The 17577-nt window shown below is 49.7% G+C and carries 13 protein-coding genes; 11 read left to right on the plus strand and 2 right to left on the minus strand.

Going from position 1 to position 17577, the window contains the following annotated elements; translation table 11 throughout:
• Positions 1-92 precede the first annotated feature (92 nt).
• Complete coding sequence (gene glyS, locus SYNC_RS05940) at positions 93-2252, plus strand: glycine--tRNA ligase subunit beta (protein WP_011619209.1); 2160 nt, start codon at positions 93-95, stop codon at positions 2250-2252.
• A gap of 17 nt (positions 2253-2269) precedes the next feature.
• Here glyS and chlP read toward each other — a convergent pair whose 3' ends face one another.
• Positions 2270-3658 carry a geranylgeranyl reductase gene (gene chlP, locus SYNC_RS05945; protein WP_011619210.1) on the minus strand — a complete coding sequence of 463 codons (1389 nt, stop codon included), beginning with the start codon at positions 3656-3658 and terminating at the stop codon, positions 2270-2272.
• 100 nt (positions 3659-3758) lie between these two features.
• Here chlP and SYNC_RS05950 point away from each other — a divergent pair, with 100 nt between their 5' ends.
• The 10 genes from SYNC_RS05950 to SYNC_RS05995 all read left to right on the plus strand — a co-directional run bounded on the left by SYNC_RS05950 (position 3759) and on the right by SYNC_RS05995 (position 14487).
• Positions 3759-4526, plus strand: a complete 768-nt coding sequence (locus SYNC_RS05950) for a M15 family metallopeptidase (RefSeq protein ID WP_049750332.1) — start codon at positions 3759-3761, stop codon at positions 4524-4526.
• A gap of 53 nt (positions 4527-4579) precedes the next feature.
• On the plus strand, positions 4580-7090 hold the full coding sequence (locus tag SYNC_RS05955; RefSeq protein WP_049750392.1) for a U32 family peptidase: 2511 nt from the start codon (positions 4580-4582) through the stop codon (positions 7088-7090).
• A gap of 63 nt (positions 7091-7153) precedes the next feature.
• Complete coding sequence (typA, locus tag SYNC_RS05960; protein WP_011619213.1) at positions 7154-8956, plus strand: translational GTPase TypA; 1803 nt, start codon at positions 7154-7156, stop codon at positions 8954-8956.
• On the plus strand, positions 8953-9312 hold the full coding sequence (locus tag SYNC_RS05965; RefSeq protein WP_011619214.1) for a DUF309 domain-containing protein: 360 nt from the start codon (positions 8953-8955) through the stop codon (positions 9310-9312). Before typA ends, SYNC_RS05965 begins: the two co-directional genes overlap by 4 nt.
• A 66-nt stretch (positions 9313-9378) precedes the next feature.
• Positions 9379-9804, plus strand: a complete 426-nt coding sequence (locus SYNC_RS05970) for an LptA/OstA family protein (protein WP_148201967.1) — start codon at positions 9379-9381, stop codon at positions 9802-9804.
• On the plus strand, positions 9801-10529 hold the full coding sequence (lptB, locus tag SYNC_RS05975; RefSeq protein ID WP_011619216.1) for an LPS export ABC transporter ATP-binding protein: 729 nt from the start codon (positions 9801-9803) through the stop codon (positions 10527-10529). The genes SYNC_RS05970 and lptB overlap by 4 nt, the downstream gene beginning before the upstream one ends.
• Entirely contained in the window at positions 10526-11704 is a 1179-nt protein-coding gene (locus SYNC_RS05980) for an LptF/LptG family permease (RefSeq protein ID WP_011619217.1), read from the plus strand. The genes lptB and SYNC_RS05980 overlap by 4 nt, the downstream gene beginning before the upstream one ends.
• A 42-nt stretch (positions 11705-11746) precedes the next feature.
• Positions 11747-12679: a c-type cytochrome biogenesis protein CcsB gene (ccsB, locus tag SYNC_RS05985; RefSeq protein ID WP_041426975.1), complete on the plus strand. Its 933-nt coding sequence runs from the start codon at positions 11747-11749 to the stop codon at positions 12677-12679.
• Positions 12680-13512: 833 nt separating this feature from the next.
• A complete protein-coding gene (locus SYNC_RS05990) occupies positions 13513-13707 on the plus strand; it encodes a hypothetical protein (protein WP_041426506.1) in 195 nt (64 codons plus the stop codon).
• A 483-nt stretch (positions 13708-14190) separates the two neighbouring features.
• Positions 14191-14487 (plus strand): DUF3104 domain-containing protein, encoded by a 297-nt coding sequence (locus SYNC_RS05995; protein WP_011619219.1) that lies wholly within the window; start codon positions 14191-14193, stop codon positions 14485-14487.
• Positions 14488-15503: 1016 nt separating this feature from the next.
• Here the strand turns inward: SYNC_RS05995 and dnaK are convergent.
• Positions 15504-17384: a molecular chaperone DnaK gene (dnaK, locus tag SYNC_RS06000; protein ID WP_011619221.1), complete on the minus strand. Its 1881-nt coding sequence runs from the start codon at positions 17382-17384 to the stop codon at positions 15504-15506.
• Positions 17385-17577 lie beyond the last annotated feature (193 nt).

Below are 17577 nucleotides of genomic sequence, written 5' to 3' on the forward strand. Positions count from 1 at the left end.
CGTCAAACCTTCGTTCACGGAATCAAGGGATAGGTCTTTTGAAACTAGCGAAGCGGCTTCCAATACAGTCAATTCCTACCTATCCAATCGGCGTGTCCTCAACATTCCTCCTTGAAATCGGTACCGAGGAACTGCCAGCAGAGTTTGTGCACTCGGCACTGAAGCAGCTTCAGCAAATGGTGGTGTCCGATCTGAAGCACCTTCGCTTAAGTCATGGCCAAGTCAGGGTGTCGGGGACGCCTAGACGTCTTGCTGTGGTGGTGGAGTCATTGATTGATAGACAGCCTGATTTAGAGGAAGAACGCAAGGGCCCCCCCGTGAAGCAGGCCCTTGTGGATGGGATTCCCGGTCCCGCTGCTTTGGGTTTTGCTAAGCGATGCGGAGTGGACCCTGCCGAACTCCAATCGCGTGACACTTCAAAAGGGCCCTGTTTGTTCGCCCGGGTTTGTACACCAGGTGACGCCACCACAACCCTGCTGATTGATCGAATTCCTGCCTGGATCAATGGGTTGCAAGGCAGGCGATTCATGCGCTGGGGCGATGGTGATCAGCGCTTCAGTCGTCCTGTGCGTTGGCTGGTGTCGCTGTATGGGTCTGAGCTCATTCCGGTGACTCTTTCAGCTGCTACACCACCGGTTCAAAGCGGTCGCTTGAGTCGATCCCATCGTCTCCGCGACAGCACAGTGGAGATCCAGCATGCGGATGGTTATTGCGATGCCTTAGCGAAGGCTGGTGTGATGGTGGATCGATCCCAACGTGAGCACTTGATTCGCTCAGCCTTGGAAACAGAAGCACAGGCGTGTTCTGCTTCTGTTGATTGTCCTGAAAGTCTCTTCGAAGAGTTGGTTGATCTTGTGGAAGCACCCAGGGTTCTGAGTGGGGAGATTGCCGATTGTTATCTCGATTTGCCACCAGAAGTGATTGTCACTGTGATGCAATCCCACCAGCGCTATGTCCCTTTGAAACGGGAGAACGCACACCATGATCCCTTGGCCCTTCAGGCTCGCGACGCTCTGCTCTCAAGATTTTTGCTGGTGAGCAATGGCCTTGATAGTGCGGATGCAACCATTGTGCGTGGCAATGAACGGGTGTTGGGTGCCCGCCTTGCCGATGCTGAATTTTTCCTCAATGTGGATCGGAAAAGTGCGAGCGAGGCGCGCCGAGATGCCCTAGATCGCGTCACCTTCGCGAAAGGTCTCGGAAGCTTGCGTGATCGCTGTGATCGGATGTCTTGGATGACCGAGCGTTTGATCGATTCGCTTTCCATCACTTCAGAGATTGCCATTCATGCCAAGCGAGCAGCTCACTTCTGCAAACATGATTTGGTGAGCCAGATGGTGGGCGAGTTCCCTGAGCTGCAGGGGTTGATCGGCGGTAAATATCTTTTAGAGGAGGGGGAAGATCGCCAGGTTGCACTCGCAGTGGCTGAGCACTACCAACCACGCGGTGCTGGAGATGCTCTTCCTTCCAGCGATGCAGGAGCGCTTTTGGCCCTTTCGGAACGCTTGGAATTGCTACTCAGCATCTACGCCAAGGGCGATCGCCCCAGTGGCTCATCCGATCCTTATGCCTTGCGACGGGCTGGAAATGGCATTGTTCAGATCCTTTGGGATCGCGGTTGGCGTCTTTCTTTGCAAAGCCTCCTGTCGAATGCAGCGCGGTATTGGGCAGAACTATTTCCTTCTTTTGCTGTGCAACCGGAGGTCTTAGTGGCAGATCTGTCGCTTTTACTGCGACAGCGGATGGTGTCTCAGTTTGAGGAGGATGGTTTCCCCGCCGATTTGGTTCAAGCCGTGGCTGGAGAGGCCGTTGGCGATGCGCGTCTGCTCAGCGATCCAGTGGATGCTCGGGAACGTCTTGCCTTGCTGCATCAGTTGCGTCGCGATGAACGACTGCAGGCAGTGCAAGCTGTCGTTCAACGTGCAGCCAAACTCGCCGAGAAGGGAGACCTCGGAAGCGATCAGCTCACACCTTCGGGGGTTGTACAACCCGATTTATTTGAATCAGCGAGTGAAGCTTCGCTGTTGCAATCGTTGGACGACCTGTCGCCTCTTGCACAATCAGGGAATTACATCCAGCTCGCAGAAGGTTTGCAGGATGCAGCTAAGGCACTTGAGGCCTTTTTTGATGGACCAAACAGTGTGATGGTGATGACGGATAACCTCGATGTTCGCCGTAATCGCCTCAATCTTCTTGGTGTTTTGAAAAATCAGGCATCAGTTCTGGCGCAATTTGATTGCATCCAGTCCTGATGCCTCTGAACGAGGCTTCAGCCTGTAGTGACCTTGGAACGCTCTTCCTCGATATCTGCCTCACTTTTTTTTGGCGCATGGCCCGAGGTCTGCGCTTTGATCGCTTGGGCGGCTTCGTCGGCAAGGAAGTCTCCATCCGATCGCCCTACGGCTGAAGGAACGGAGTCGTAAGAAGAGGGGGCTAGGGCTTGACCGCGTAAAAGACTTCCCAGAGTCCGAGCGGTTAGTTTGACCTGTTGCCAGGGATTCATCATCACCACCTTTTTGTACAGATAGCTGTCGAAAGTGAGCTTCTGGACGTCTTGGTCATCGCACATTTCAACGAATGCTTCTCGAGCTGCATCGGTGCGATAGAAGATGCGTTGAAGTATGTCGAGCACGATGTACGTTGCTCCGTACTTGCGATCCCATCGCTTCAGGTAGGTGTTCTTGATCTCCTTTTCAGTGGGCATCTGGGTGCCATTTTTGGAGATTTCAACGATCGCTTCTGCACACATCCGACCGCTTTTTGCAGCGAAGTAAATCCCTTCTCCAGAACTTTTGGTGACGTATCCAGCTGCATCTCCCACAAGAGCCATACGGCCTACCACTCTGCGAGGGCGAGGATGTTCGGGAATTGGGTGTGCTTCAACCTTGATGACTTCGCCCTTGAACAAGCGTTTACGAGCGCGTTCGCGGATGCCTTTCTGAAGACCCTTAATCAAGGATTGATTTTGTTGCATGGTTCCAGTCCCAACGGCGACGTGGTCGTACTTAGGGAAGACCCAGGCATAGAAGTCGGGTGAGACATCTGTTCCTACATACATCTCGGCGAGATCTTCGTAGTAAGCCATCTCTTCTGCTGGCAGTTTGATGCGCTCTTGGAACGCGATCGCCACCTTGTAGTCACCTGCGTCCATCGCTTTAGCGACGCGGGAGTTGGCTCCATCGGCGCCAATGATGAGATCCACTTCCAGGCTTTTCATTTCGCCGGTAGGACCGCCAGCGCTGTAATCGGCGTAATGGAGGGTGTAAGGACCTTGGCGTTTGTTGCCGGTGTCGATCTTTTGCACCAAACCATTAATAAGGGTGGTGCCTAGATCGGCAGCTCGGTTGCGGAGGAAGGAGTCGAAAACCTCGCGCCGACACATGCCGATGTAGGCGTTGTCGTCATAACCGAGTGGATCCAACTTGATATCCACCTCACGATTGGAAGGGGAAATCATCTTCATGTTCCGAACTTTTCGATCGATGATCGAATCGGGAAGATCGAATTCCTCAACCATGCAAAGCGGAATCGCTCCCCCGCAAGGCTTGGCGTTATCGAGCTTTCTCTCGAATAACCAAGTCTTGATGCCGGCCCGTGCAAGCACTTCTGCGGCACAAGATCCGCTCGGTCCACCACCGACAACGGCAACTCTCAGCATCTCAGCAAACTCCGCCGGGTCTTTGATTTCAAACTAATCACGCATCCTGAAAAGTGGTACTGGGCCCTGGCGGACCCCTTTACGATTGAAACAACACTGCATGAATCCTCTGGGAAGGGCCGTCGCCACTCGCCGAAGCACCCGGGATGACATTCCTGTCGCCCGTCGCTCGAAGCCTGCTCCTCGTCAGCGCCGAAGCGGGTTTGGTGTCTTTTTCGCGTGTCTTCTTGTAGGTGGAGGCAGTTTGGCTGCTGTTTGGCTAGGCCCCGGTTTGTTGGGGCGTCGTTCTTTTTTGTTTTTCTCGGATCCGGTTCCAGTGGTGGAAGGGATTGAAGCACCTCCGGATCAAGACGGTCGCCTGCTTGGACATTTCCCTTATGACGAAGCGATTGCCAGCCAACTTGTGCCTGTTGAGGCTGGAATTGAGTTGCATCAGGATGCAGCACTTGCGTTGGATTCGATGCGTCGTGCTGCTGCTTCCGATGGCATCGATCTCAGGTTGATCAGTGGCTATCGCTCTCATGATTTGCAGCAGGGGATTTTCTTTGATGTGAAATCAGAACGCAATCAAACAGCCGAAGAACGGGCAAAGGTTTCGGCTCCACCTGGTTATTCCGAACACAGCACTGGCTATGCGATTGACCTTGGTGATGGCAGCCGACCAGATACCAATCTTTCGGTTTCGTTTGAGACGACTCAGGCATTTCGTTGGTTGCAGGATTACGCCGCCAGCTATCACTTCACGCTGTCCTTTCCTGAGGTGAATCCGCAGGGTGTCAGTTATGAGCCTTGGCATTGGCGTTTTGAGGGGTCTGCCGATGCTTTGCGTCAATTTGAACCAGCACGTCAGCTTGCTCTTGGGCGTTGAACACAACCTCTTTCCCGGAATTGCTTTCCCCAGCTGGGGATTGGAAGGCCTTGATGGCTGCTGTCTCCAACGGTGCTGATGCCGTTTATTTCGGCGTCGAGGCCTTTAATGCTCGACTTCGCGCAGAGAATTTTCAGCTTGTAGAGCTGCCCGAAATCATGGCCTGGCTTCACGCCCGTGGAGTGAAGGGATTTCTCACAGTGAACGTTCTGATCTTTGGTGATGAGTTAGATCAGGCCGCCCATCTGTTATTGGCTGCAGATCAGGCTGGTGTTGATGCTCTCATCGTGCAGGACTTAGGGCTTTGCCTTCTCGCCAAAGCTCTCGTGCCCTCCTTATCCCTGCATGCATCCACCCAGATGTCGATTACAAGTGCCGCTGGTGTGGCACAGGCAGCGGCTGCAGGTTGCGAGCGGGTTGTGCTGGCGAGGGAGCTAGCCCTACGAGACCTTGAGCGTCTGCAAAATCAACTGCGGGAGAGATCCCTTGCCATGCCCCTAGAGGTGTTTGTGCACGGAGCCTTGTGCGTGGCCTATTCCGGTCAGTGCCTCACGAGTGAATCTCTGGGCCAGCGCAGTGCCAATCGTGGTGAATGTGCGCAGGCTTGCCGTCTCCCCTATGAATTGGTGGTGGATGGTGAATCCCTCGATCTCGGGGATCAACGCTATTTACTGTCTCCCCAGGATCTCGCCGCTTGGCCGCTCCTCGCTGATTTGGTGAAGCTCGGAATCAGTAGTTTCAAGATCGAAGGTCGTCTCAAGGATCCCACCTATGTGGCGTCGGTAACGGATGCCTATCGCCGCAGTCTCGATGGCTTGGATTGTGATGCTGTGGAGATTCAACGCCAGCTTGAACTTGGTTTCTCCAGGGGTTTGTCCACTGGTTGGCTCCAGGGAATTGATCACCGTTTCCTCGTGCATGGTCGCTGGAGCAAGAAGCGTGGACCGGTGATTGGTGCCTTGGTTCGAGTGGAGCCCAAAGGTTGGTTGGTGTTGCGTAGTACAGAGAGCCTTCGCAACGGTCAGGGTGTGGTTCTTGAAGCGAACGATCGTGAGTACGACCCTTTGACCCCTCCGCGTGAGATCGGTGGAAGGGTGATGGAGGTTCAGACGATGCCGAAGGGACTCATGCGGTTGCGGCTTGGTCCGGGCCGTGTTGATGTGTCGGGTTTGCGATCAGGCTCTTCGGTTTGGCTCACCAGTGATCCGCAATGGCAAAGCACCTGGCAGCGTCGAGCGGACCGCGTGGTGACGCCGCTTGAACGGGGTCTTCGGGTTCGTGTGAGTGGGCACTTAGGTCAACCTCTGCTTCTTGAGCTGGTGGATCCTGTTTTGCCTGATGGAGTGCGCTGCAGCGTGATGAGTCAGGCCATTTTGGTGACAGCCCGTGATCACGGTTTGGATCGTGAGCGTTTGATCTCTCAGCTTGGACGTTTGGGTGGCACGGGTTGGTGTCTTGAGCATCTGGAAACCGACCTCGGCTCGGGTTTATTTCTACCCGTCGCTGAGCTGAACAGGATGCGCCGCTCGCTGTTGCAGCAGATGGCTGATTGCGGACTGACAGCAGCCTTCCAACAGGCGGGAATGGATGTGGATTTCAAGCGAGTGGACCCTCAGCCCATCGTTGCGGCCACCCTCAAGCGCTTGGCTGATTGTGGGGACTCAGCAGTGCAGCAGTCCAATTCACCATCGTTGGTTGTGCTCGTTCGGAGCCTCGAGCAGTTACGTGCCCTTCAGGAGATTGGCGAGGGACCGATTACCTCAGTTGTTGCAGATCTAGAGCATCCGAAGGAGCTCAAGGAAGCTGTTGCTATTGGTCGTGGCTGCTGGCCTGAGGGGGTTTGGTTGGCAGGACCACGTATCACCAGACCTGGTGAACGCTGGATGTTGGAACCGCTTCTCAAAGCGAAAGCGGATGGTTATCTCGTGCGTAATGCGGATCAGCTGGAATTACTCACGGGCCAGGCACCCTGCGCTGGCGATTTCACGTTGAATGTTGCCAACCCACTCAGCTTGCTTTGGTTCCTCGAGACCTGGGGGCTGAATCGGGTCACAGCCAGTTGTGATTTGAACCTCAGCCAATTGCTTGATTTAGTGCAGGCGTCTCCGCCTGAACGGATCGAAGTGGTCTTGCATCAACACATGCCTCTCTTCCATATGGAGCACTGTTTGTTTTGTTCGTTTCTGTCGGAAGGCCACGATCACACCGATTGCGGAAGGCCCTGTGAGCATCACACCGTGATGCTGAGAGATCGAAGTGGGGTGGAGCATCCACTGAAAGCGGATCTTGGCTGTCGCAATACGCTCTTTAATGGCAAGCCCCAGACAGGGGTCGAGGCCCTACACGCCTTGCGTCATGCAGGAATTCGACGTTATCGCTTGGATCTTCTCGATGAAGAGGCCGAGGCAACACGTCGGCGGGTTCAGCTGTACAGCGATGCACTTTTGGGACGCACGTTGTCAACGAACGTTTGGAAGCGAGAGCAAATCGATCACAGACTCGGAGTTACGCGTGGCAGTTTGCGCATCGGGCGCGAAAATCAAGCGTTGCAAGTCTCACTTTGAGATAGCATGTCGCGGCTGCGCCTGCGGGCGTTACCAAGTTTCCTTTATAACGTTACGGACCTCATGAGCGCCCCGAATAAGGCGATTCGCAATATTGCGATCATCGCCCACGTGGATCACGGCAAAACCACTCTTGTGGATGCCCTGCTCAACCAGTCCGGGATCTTTCGCGACAACGAGGCCGTCCCAACATGCGTTCTTGACTCCAATGATTTAGAGAGAGAGCGCGGAATTACCATTCTTTCGAAGAATACTGCGGTTACTTATAACGATACGAGAATCAATATTGTTGATACTCCTGGCCACGCCGATTTCGGGGGTGAAGTTGAGCGTGTGCTCGGCATGGTGGATGGATGTTTGCTCATCGTTGATGCCAATGAGGGCCCCATGCCCCAAACCCGTTTTGTTCTCAAAAAAGCCCTGGAGCAGGGTTTGAGACCGATTGTGTTTGTTAACAAGATTGACCGTGCGCGTGTTGATCCAGAAACGGCTGTTGATAAGGTTCTTGACCTTTTCCTAGAGCTAGGTGCTGACGATGATCAGTGTGATTTCCCTTATTTGTTTGGCAGTGGATTAGGGGGCTTTGCAAAGCCCGACATGAAAACAGAGAGCGACAACATGCGTCCTCTCTTTGATGCCATTTTGCGTCATGTACCGCCTCCAGTTGGTGATCCTGAAAAGCCTCTACAACTTCAAATTACTACCCTCGATTATTCAGACTTCCTCGGTCGAATTATTATTGGACGGGTGCACAACGGTGTTATAAGACAGGGGCAAAGAGCTACGCTTATTAAGGATGACGGAAGTGTAAAAAAAGGTCGTATTAGCAAGCTTTTAGGCTTTGAAGGTTTGCAAAGAGTGGATATTGCAGAAGCATCTGCCGGTGACCTTATTGCTGTCGCTGGTTTCGACGATGTCAATATCGGCGAGACGATTGCTTGCCCTGATGAACCCAAAGCATTACCTCTTATCAAGGTTGACGAGCCAACTCTGCAAATGACCTTCGTGGTCAATGATTCTCCTTTTGCAGGAAAAGAGGGCAAGTTTGTCACTAGCCGTCAGCTTCGAGATCGTTTGCAGCGCGAACTGCTTACGAATGTTGCTCTACGCGTTGAAGACACCGATTCTCCTGATCGTTTCTCTGTTTGTGGTCGCGGTGAACTTCATCTCGGTATCTTGATCGAAACGATGCGCCGCGAGGGGTTTGAATTTCAGGTTTCTCAACCCCAGGTGATTTTCCGCACTATCGACGGCACACCTTGTGAGCCTGTGGAGACATTGGTGATGGATGTTCCTGAAGCTGCAGTTGGTAGCTGCATTGAAAAGCTTGGAACTCGAAAAGGTGAAATGCAAAATATGGAAACCGGAGCAGACAATCGCACGCAACTTGAATTTGTGGTTCCTTCCCGGGGGTTAATTGGTTTCCGGGGTGAATTCATTCGTGCCACTCGCGGAGAAGGAATTATGAGCCATTCGTTTTTTGAATATCGTCCGATGGTGGGCGATTTTGAGACTCGGAGGAATGGCGTGTTGATTGCATTTGAGGAAGGTACAGCTACTTTCTATGCTCTAAAGGGAGCAGAGGATCGTGGACAATTCTTTATCACTCCGGGCACTAAAGTCTATAAAGGAATGATTATTGGTGAAAATACTCGTCAACAAGACATGGAAATCAATATCTGTAAAGCGAAGCAGGTCACCAACATTCGTTCTGCTGGCGCAGACGTTTTGGATACGCTTCAGTCACCAATTCAGATGACATTGGAGCGTGCTTTGGAATATATAGGACCTGATGAAATGCTTGAAGTCACACCTGAATCCATGCGTTTAAGAAAATTACCTGCTAAAAAAATGGCTAAGCGTTGAGCGTTCAGGTCGATCCCCGATTCCAGCAGGCCGTCGATCTTTTCAATCGACGAGCCTGGTATGAAGCTCACGATGCGTTTGAGGAGATCTGGCATGAAACGGCCGGTCCCGACCGCCGATTACTTCAAGGAATTCTGCAAATTGCAGTCGCTCATGTTCACTTAGAACGGGGCAATCTCAGAGGCGCAACAATTTTGTTGGGTGAAGGTGTAGGACGTCTTTCCTCAGCTATTCCGGGAGATCTTGGTCTCGATCTGCCATTGGTTCGAGATCAGGCCCGTTTGAGATTGGAAGCGCTTCAACGGGAAACCGATCCTGTCGCACTTCCAGTTCCTGAGTTGCGTGACCACTCTTAGGTTTCTATGTACATTGGCTGGGATAATGAGGGTGTCTTGATGTTTTTTCCTTCCCTCACTCCTGTAATGACCGCTTGGACTGCCAAACTCTTATCCATTGTTGCCTTGCTGGTTTGTTCTGGTTCTGTTCTTCCTGTGAGTGCCCAGACCGCAGCAGGTGAAGACAGCTTGATCACGATCGAATCGGATACACAAAGTGCTGACAACATCACGGGTGTCGTCACCGCCGTTGGCAATGTTCGAATCGTTTATCCCTCTCGAGGGATGGTGGCAACGTCCCGTCAAGCCCAGTACTTCAGCAGGGAAGCGCTGCTTGTATTAAGCGGAGATGTGGATGTGGTTCAGGACGATGGAAACAGTATTCGTGCTGAACGGGTTACCTACAACCTTGATGATGAACGCGCTCTGGCGAACCCCATCCCAGGTCAGCAAGTTCAGTCCACCCTGTTGTTAAAGCAGAGTCCCGATTCGCAGACTCCCTTAACGCCATGAGTTTGAGTCTTGATCAGGTCACTCTGACCCTTGGTGGCCGGACATTGGTTCGCTCCCTTTCACTCACCTTGAAGCCTGGTGAGGTGATTGGCTTGCTTGGGCCTAATGGGGCAGGCAAAACCACCAGCTTCAATTTAGTCATTGGGCTGTTGCGCCCTGATCGCGGTCAAGTTCTGCTGGACGGTCATCCCGTTGCGGATCTCTCGATGCCCCAAAGGGCTCGTCTTGGAATTGGCTACTTGCCTCAGGAACCCAGTGTGTTTCGCCAATTAACCGTTCAAGAAAATCTTGAATTGGTGTTAGTTCAAAGCGGACTTTCTAAAGTTGATAGTCATCACCGGCTCCAACAATTAATCGAAGATTTTCATCTCGAGCCTTTTATTCACCGTTGCGGGTATCAGCTCTCGGGTGGTGAACGAAGGCGCTGCGAAGTGGCCCGAGCTCTCGCTGTTGGCTTGGAGGGTCCTCGCTATTTACTCCTCGATGAACCCTTCGCTGGGGTGGATCCCTTAGCGGTGGCGGATCTACAGCAAATGATCCATGGATTACGCCAACGAGGTATGGGCATTCTTATCACTGACCATAACGTTCGCGAAACCCTCGCAATTACTGATCGGGCTTACATTTTGACGGATGGCAGCATCCTCGCTTCAGGTCGATCCGATCAAGTTGCCCATGACCCACTGGTTCGTCGTCACTACCTCGGGGAGGGTTTCCAGCTTTGAACAATGATCTTTGGATTGCAGCTCAACGTCAGCTCCGCAGGCTTGTTCATCGAATTCCCCTAATTGATCGTTGGCTCCTTGGTGAATTGATCGGGCCCTTGTTGTTTGCTCTTACAGCTTTCACGGTGGTGTCCCTCTCCGTAGGGGTGATGTTTGACCTGGTTCGCAAGATTGTTGAATCGAACCTTCCTTGGACGATCGCTGTTCAAGTGCTGTTGCTGAAGTTGCCAAGCTTTTTGGTGATTTCTTTTCCAATGGCCACGTTGATGGCGTCTCTGCTCGCCTATAGCCGTCTTTCTGCCAATAGCGAGCTGACTGCACTTCGAAGTGTTGGTGTTACGGCAAGTCGAATGATTGCACCTGCGATCGCCTTGGCACTGTTGATGACGAGCCTGTCTTTTCTTTTCAATGATGTGATCGTGCCACGAACAAACCGGTCTGCTGAGTTCACATTGCAACGTGCCCTTGGTAAAGCCATTGCTGCTGAGAAGGGGGACGATATTGTTTATTCTCGCTTTGGGCGAGTTGCTGAGCCTGATGGTAAATCAAGTAAGGGTTTAACCCAATTATTTTATGCGCGAGAATTCGAAGACGGAACGATGATCGGCGTTACTGTTTTAGATTTATCGCGGTTTGGTTTCACTCAGATGCTTGTCGCAGATAAGGCAAAATGGAATCAGTCTCAGGCTAAGTGGGAATTTAATGATGGGCAAATTCTTACTCTCACTCCATCAGGGAGCACTACATCGGCTGATTTTGATCGCTACTTGTACCCTCTGAGTCCTGCGCCACTACGGATTGCGAAATTACCAAAAGATGCAAACAATATGACTGTTTCTGAAGCTATTGAGGCTGAACAACTTCTATCAGATGCTGGGGACCGCAAAGAAGCTCGTAGGCTCAGAGTTCGAATCCAAGAGAAATTCACGGTCCCAATGGCTTGCTTGGTCTTTGGTTTGATCGGTTCAAGCTTGGGCGCAAAGCCCAACAGCAGAACAAGTCGTAGCCAGGGTTTCGGTATCAGTGTGGTCCTTATTTTTGTTTACTACGTATTGAGCTTTAGTTTTAGTTCACTCGGTGTCAAAGGGACATTGGCTCCATTTTTGGCCGCGTGGGGCCCCGTATTGATTTCTCTTGCAGGTGGTGGAGTGTTGTTGCGACAGGCCAGCCGGTAACTCAACACGTCAGAATCAAGCTCTTTAGTGGTGCAGCGAATCATGGAGTTGGCAGGGATGGATCCGGTTCTTGGGCTCGGATTGTTTGCTTTTGCTCTTTTGCTGTTGGCCTTGCCGCTTGCCTTCTGGAAAGTGAGCTCAGAAAAGACGTCTGGCCTTGTGACGCTGTTGATTGCAACTGCAAACCTCGCCTTGACGGCTCAACTCGTTCTCCGTTGGTGGCAGTCGGGTCATTTCCCGATCAGCAACCTCTACGAATCGCTCTGCTTCCTGGCTTGGGCCTGCACCCTCACCCAACTTTTAGTTGAGAGATCCTGGCCAACACCAATTGTTGCGGCTGCTGCCACTCCGATGGGCCTGGGATGCATTGCTTTCGCAAGCTTTGCTCTTCCTGACCAGCTGCAAGAGGCTTCTCCACTTGTTCCCGCGTTGCGCTCCAGTTGGCTCGTGATGCATGTGAGCGTGATCATGGTGAGTTATGCCGCCCTTTTGGTTGGATCTCTGTTGTCAGTGGCTGTCTTGGTCACTGATCGTGGTCATGCCTTGGAACTGCGCAGCAGCTCGATTGGCAGTGGAGGGTATCGACGTGCAGCGCTTGCGACTCCACTCGGCAATGTGGGTGACTCTGAGGTTCAGTTGTCTTCCGTAAAGTTCACTCGGAATGAGCTGTTAGACAGCCTTAGCTATCGCACTATTACGGTTGGTTTTTTATTGCTCACAGTTGGAATTATTAGTGGTGCCGTGTGGGCTAATGAGGCCTGGGGTAGTTACTGGAGCTGGGATCCTAAAGAAACTTGGGCACTGATTTGCTGGTTGGTGTATGCAGCTTATTTGCATACGCGGTTGAGTAGAGGATGGCAGGGGCGTCGTCCTGCACTAGTCGCTAGCGCGGGATTGGTTGTGATTGGTGTTTGTTATATCGGGGTGAATCTTCTTGGTATTGGTCTCCATAGTTATGGCTGGTTCTTTGGATAACCAATTTTAATTAAGAAATGTCAGTAACTGCAAGCCTTGTGGGTAGGTTTTTGTTTTTGCATTGGAATGGTTTTATGATTTCATTGAATAAACATTATAGCATTTAATGTAGGCTCGGTGGTTCCTTTGGAAGCTTAAGTCAGAGAAATGATTGTGCATTAATCCAATAGTTTATTTAACGCAGTTAGTCTTCTTTGAATAGATATTGATAGTCAAGAACCTCCAGCACAATAACGAACACTACCCATGATTTCAGAAGGATTAGTCCCCTTACTTGCTCTTGAAGACGTCTTCGCGTGATGAGATATGCATGTGTTCTGAGAGGATGCCTGTTTGGCAATTGGGAAGAGCAAGACAAAGCCTCCAATGATCGCCAAACCGATAAGGCATTTTTCGGGAAGTCCAGACAAAGCGAATTTAAAGGTATCCGTCAGGCTACACCAAAAGTATTTTCTCTTAGCCAAGAATAATTTAAATCTCTAGTAATTTGGTAAGTTGTATTGCCTTAGCAAATCAAGCTTACTGTTGCCATTTTCTTTCAACATTAATTGATTTCTCGTTGCGTTGAGCTGTTTTCGCCTAGGACTTACAGCTAATGTAAATATTTACTCGCATTCTCTTGTTTTTGCTTGTCTGGTTTTGATTGAGCAACGTGATGCCCTCATCAAGGGGTTCAGGAAATGATGTCAAGCTTATTCGATGAAATTCACACAAGAGCACTCCCATTCTCCTGTTAATTGTGAGACTTTATGCCAGGATGCTTGATTGACATATTCATTTAATCAATTGGGCGGAAAGAGTTGTTACGATGAATCTGTACCGGTTTACTCATCATGACAGACATCACTGATAAGTACGAAAAGTTCAAAGTCCCTTACAGCACCAATGAGAAGCACACTGCTGACGAGTTTGACCCTAAGGAGAACGGTGGTCTAGACGATCCAGCCAATCGTCATAAAGACAAAGTGTTGGATGATATCTGTGATACTCATCCTGGTTCGCCCATGTGTAAAGTATTTGATTGCTAATCACTATCAGTCAATCAAACGACTCTAGAGAAGGTGCTGTGGGTGGAATGTTGAGCGAACATTTCTATCTCGCAGCCTTTCTTTTGTCTTGTATTTAGCTTTTTTCATGACTTAGTCGTTTTTTCCTTGTCAATGATGCTTCGGTTTTGGCAAAAATGCATTGATTGGTTATAGATGTGTATGCCATCACGAGTACTTGATTTGATCTTATGATTTTATAATCTAATCTTTTAGGTTTGTCTGCAGACGTATTCAATGTGTTGTGATTTTTCGCCTTGGTTTACTAGGCAGGATTACTTCTATATCGTTGTTTCCTCTTCATTTGAGTTATCACTAGTCAAATTCTGATCTTGAAGGGCCCCTTTTGGTCACCCAGCTAGGCCTTACAAGGATTTCGTCTTTTAGATTGCCTTTACATTTCGCCATCCAAAGTGGCATTCGCCATTTTCATGGGTTAGAGCTATAGAAGATAGGGTTGAAGTCATGAGTTATGAAGCTAAGGAGCGCACGCCATTTCCTTATGGACAGGTTGCTTATTCAGCCTTCCTTGGTGTAAAGCCAGGTGATTACATCATTGTTAAAGGCGAAAATCAAGTTGAACTGAAAAAGGATCACAGCTGGTGGATGGGACAGGTTGTGTCCTGCAAACAAGAAGCCAGAGATCCCAGTGGTCATCATGTGATTCAAGTTGTTGATGTTGATGATGAAAAGATCAGTTGGGTCAACGTAGATGAAATTTCACATGTACTCTATGGACTCGATGGATTGTCAAATGATTGACTATTGAATCTTTTAAGTGAGTAATTGCTTCAGCTATCTTTCCGCTGTTATTAATTAATTCAATCCTTTAGGAGCAGATGCTTATACATAGCGTTCCATGAACTCAGATATTGTAATTCCTTCTTTTTTTGCGGAATTACAGCAATCTCTATAAAGTTCATCGTCAGTTTCTGTTCTGGCTAAGTCCCGAAATTGTTCGGGACTTAGCTGATGATTCTCAATGCTGTCGTCACACATTGAATTCCATTTGGAGCAGAGTGAATCAACCATTTCTTTTCGTGAATAGGGAAGCTTGATCTTTTTTTTCTTTGCCAAATTGTTGCGACTCCTGTTTGTATCCAAACTCTAGAGACCGAATGGTTCTTTGACAATCACATTTGGTGACTAGGGATGTTGTGGTTCAATATTATTTATTGATAAATACTATCTCAGCTGCGATTGGGTGTTCTATTGTTTGTTTTGTCTGTAGATGCGGCCTAGAAACTATTATGAATTAGGGAAGAGTCGCAACTTTTATTGTTATTGATGTATAGGTAGGTGATTGCTTGTGTATAGCTTGTACGGTGATTCATTGATGCTTTGACCGCCATATCACTAATTACTAGCTGGTTAGCGTTTGGCACGGTTGCATTGCACCGTTGACTCTTGATCGCCATCTGCGAAGTTCATGGTGATCAAGCATGGAGCGACGTGATTTTTCTGCACTAGCCAAGCGTTTGATCAGTGCATGGGTGTCGTGGACAGAGAGCTCCCCATCCGAATCCCATTTCATGCAGAACACACCTTTCTTTGGAGTACTTTCCATTTAATTGCTTTTCGCCTGTTCTGTCACGGTATGCCCATATAACCCCTTCGCTATGGAGCAAATCTTAAGAAGTCTCGGATGCGACTCCTGTGACAGGCAGGCATTTCATTGAGGTTAAGGCTCTCTGGCACCAGGCTCATTCCATCAAATGGGGCAGGTTGGTGTGCCTGCCCCATTCAGATTCTGGTGTTATTGATCCTAGTGAGGATATTTACTTGGGTGATTCGACAAATTCAGCATCGATCACATCATCGCTCTCATTGTTTTCTTCTGAAGCTTGAGGGGCTCCGTCTTGTTGAGAGTGCAGAGTGGCACCCATTTCCATCAATGCAGTTTTCACTCCTTCAATACGGTCTTGGATGTGTTGTGTGTTGTCTGTTTGAAGCGTTTCTTTGAGTTCAGAAAGAACTAACTCCACTTTGGTCCTGGACTCAGGGGTGACCTTGTTTTCTAATTCCAGTAATTGCTTCTCAGCTTGATAAATCACTGATTCCGCTTGGTTTTTGGTGTCGATCGCTTCCCGCTTTTGCTGATCTGATTCAGCGTTCGCTTCTGCGTCCTTCACCATTCGATTTACCTCGCTTTCACTAAGCGTTGAGGCACCAGTGATTGTGATTGATTGTTCCTTGCCTGATCCTTTGTCCTTAGCTGTGACACTCAGGATGCCATTCGCATCAATGTCAAAGGCTACTTCTACTTGAGGGACACCACGTGGGGCAGCAGGGATCCCATCTAAACGGAAGGTTCCAAGGCTCTTGTTGTCAGATACCATCTGGCGCTCACCTTGGATAATGTGTATTTCTACTGTTGTTTGACCATCCATTGCTGTGGAATAAATCTCAGTTTTGTTCGTAGGAATGGTTGTGTTTCGAGGAACCATTACATTCACCACGCTACCCATTGTTTCCACACCCAATGAGAGAGGTGTGACATCCAGTAAAAGAATGTCTTTCACCTCGCCTGAGAGCACACCTCCCTGAACAGCAGCACCAATGGCAACCACCTCATCAGGATTTACGGTCTGATTTGGATCTTGGCCTGTAGCAACTTTGACGAGTTCTAGGACTGCAGGAATCCGTGAACTACCACCAACCATGACTACTTCGTTCAGGTCACTCTTGGAGAGATTGGCGTCTTGCATCGCCTGTTGAATTGGTTTCTTACATCGGTCAATCAGGTTTGAAGACAACTCCTCAAATTTCCCTCGTGTCACTGTCATCGTTAGATGCTTTGGCCCATCCGCTGTTGCTGTTATGAAAGGCAGATTGACTTCGCTCTGTGTGGAAGAAGAGAGTTCGATCTTTGCTTTTTCAGCTGCCTCGGTGAGGCGTTGTAGGGCTTGTGCATCTTTCCTGAGATCTATACCCTCCGCTTTCTGGAAGGTGTCAGCCATGTGATCCACAAGCACTTTGTCGAAGTTATCTCCTCCAAGGTGTGCGTCTCCACAGGTGCTGATCACTTCGAAGACACCATCTCCTACTTCCAGGATGGAGACATCAAAAGTTCCACCCCCGAGGTCAAAGACCAGGATTTTCTCTGCATCTTTTTTGTCAAACCCGTAGGCAAGAGCTGCAGCAGTGGGTTCGTTGATGATTCTTAGAACCTCTAAACCAGCGATTTTTCCAGCATCTTTTGTGGCCTGACGCTGGGAGTCATTGAAGTAAGCGGGAACAGTGACTACCGCTTGAGTCACGGCTTGACCTAGATACTTCGAAGCGTCATCAGCGAGTTTTCTAAGCACACTGGCGCTGATCTCCTCAGGTGAAAATGACTTCTCCATCCATGCTGATTTGATCTTGACCTTTGTTCCAACCGTTTCCACGGTGTAGGGAACATCTTTGGTTTCCGTCGCTACTTCATCCGATCGCCTTCCAATAAAGCGTTTAACTGATCCAAAGGTATTCTCTGGATTCATCACCGCTTGACGTTTAGCGATTTGGCCGACTAATTGCTCTTTGCTCTTGGTGTAGGCCACCACAGAGGGTGTTGTTCTAAATCCTTCTGCATTGGCGATCACGGTGGGGGTTCCACCTTCCATCACAGATGCACAACTGTTAGTCGTGCCCAAGTCAATGCCAATTACTTTTGTCATTTGTTTGATTTAAGTGAATTCATTTTTATTGCCAAAACTCGAAAGTAGGGAGTGTGTTAACCCAACATGTTTGGTGGGTTTACCCACAGGTTTAATTCGTTTGTTCGGTTAAAGTACGGTTTTTACGACTACTTTGTTTTGCGTATATAAATTCATTGTTTTCGTTGCTTTGCTCTTTGGTTTGATCTAGAGA

The organism is Synechococcus sp. CC9311 (assembly GCF_000014585.1).
Classification (GTDB): domain Bacteria; phylum Cyanobacteriota; class Cyanobacteriia; order PCC-6307; family Cyanobiaceae; genus Synechococcus_C.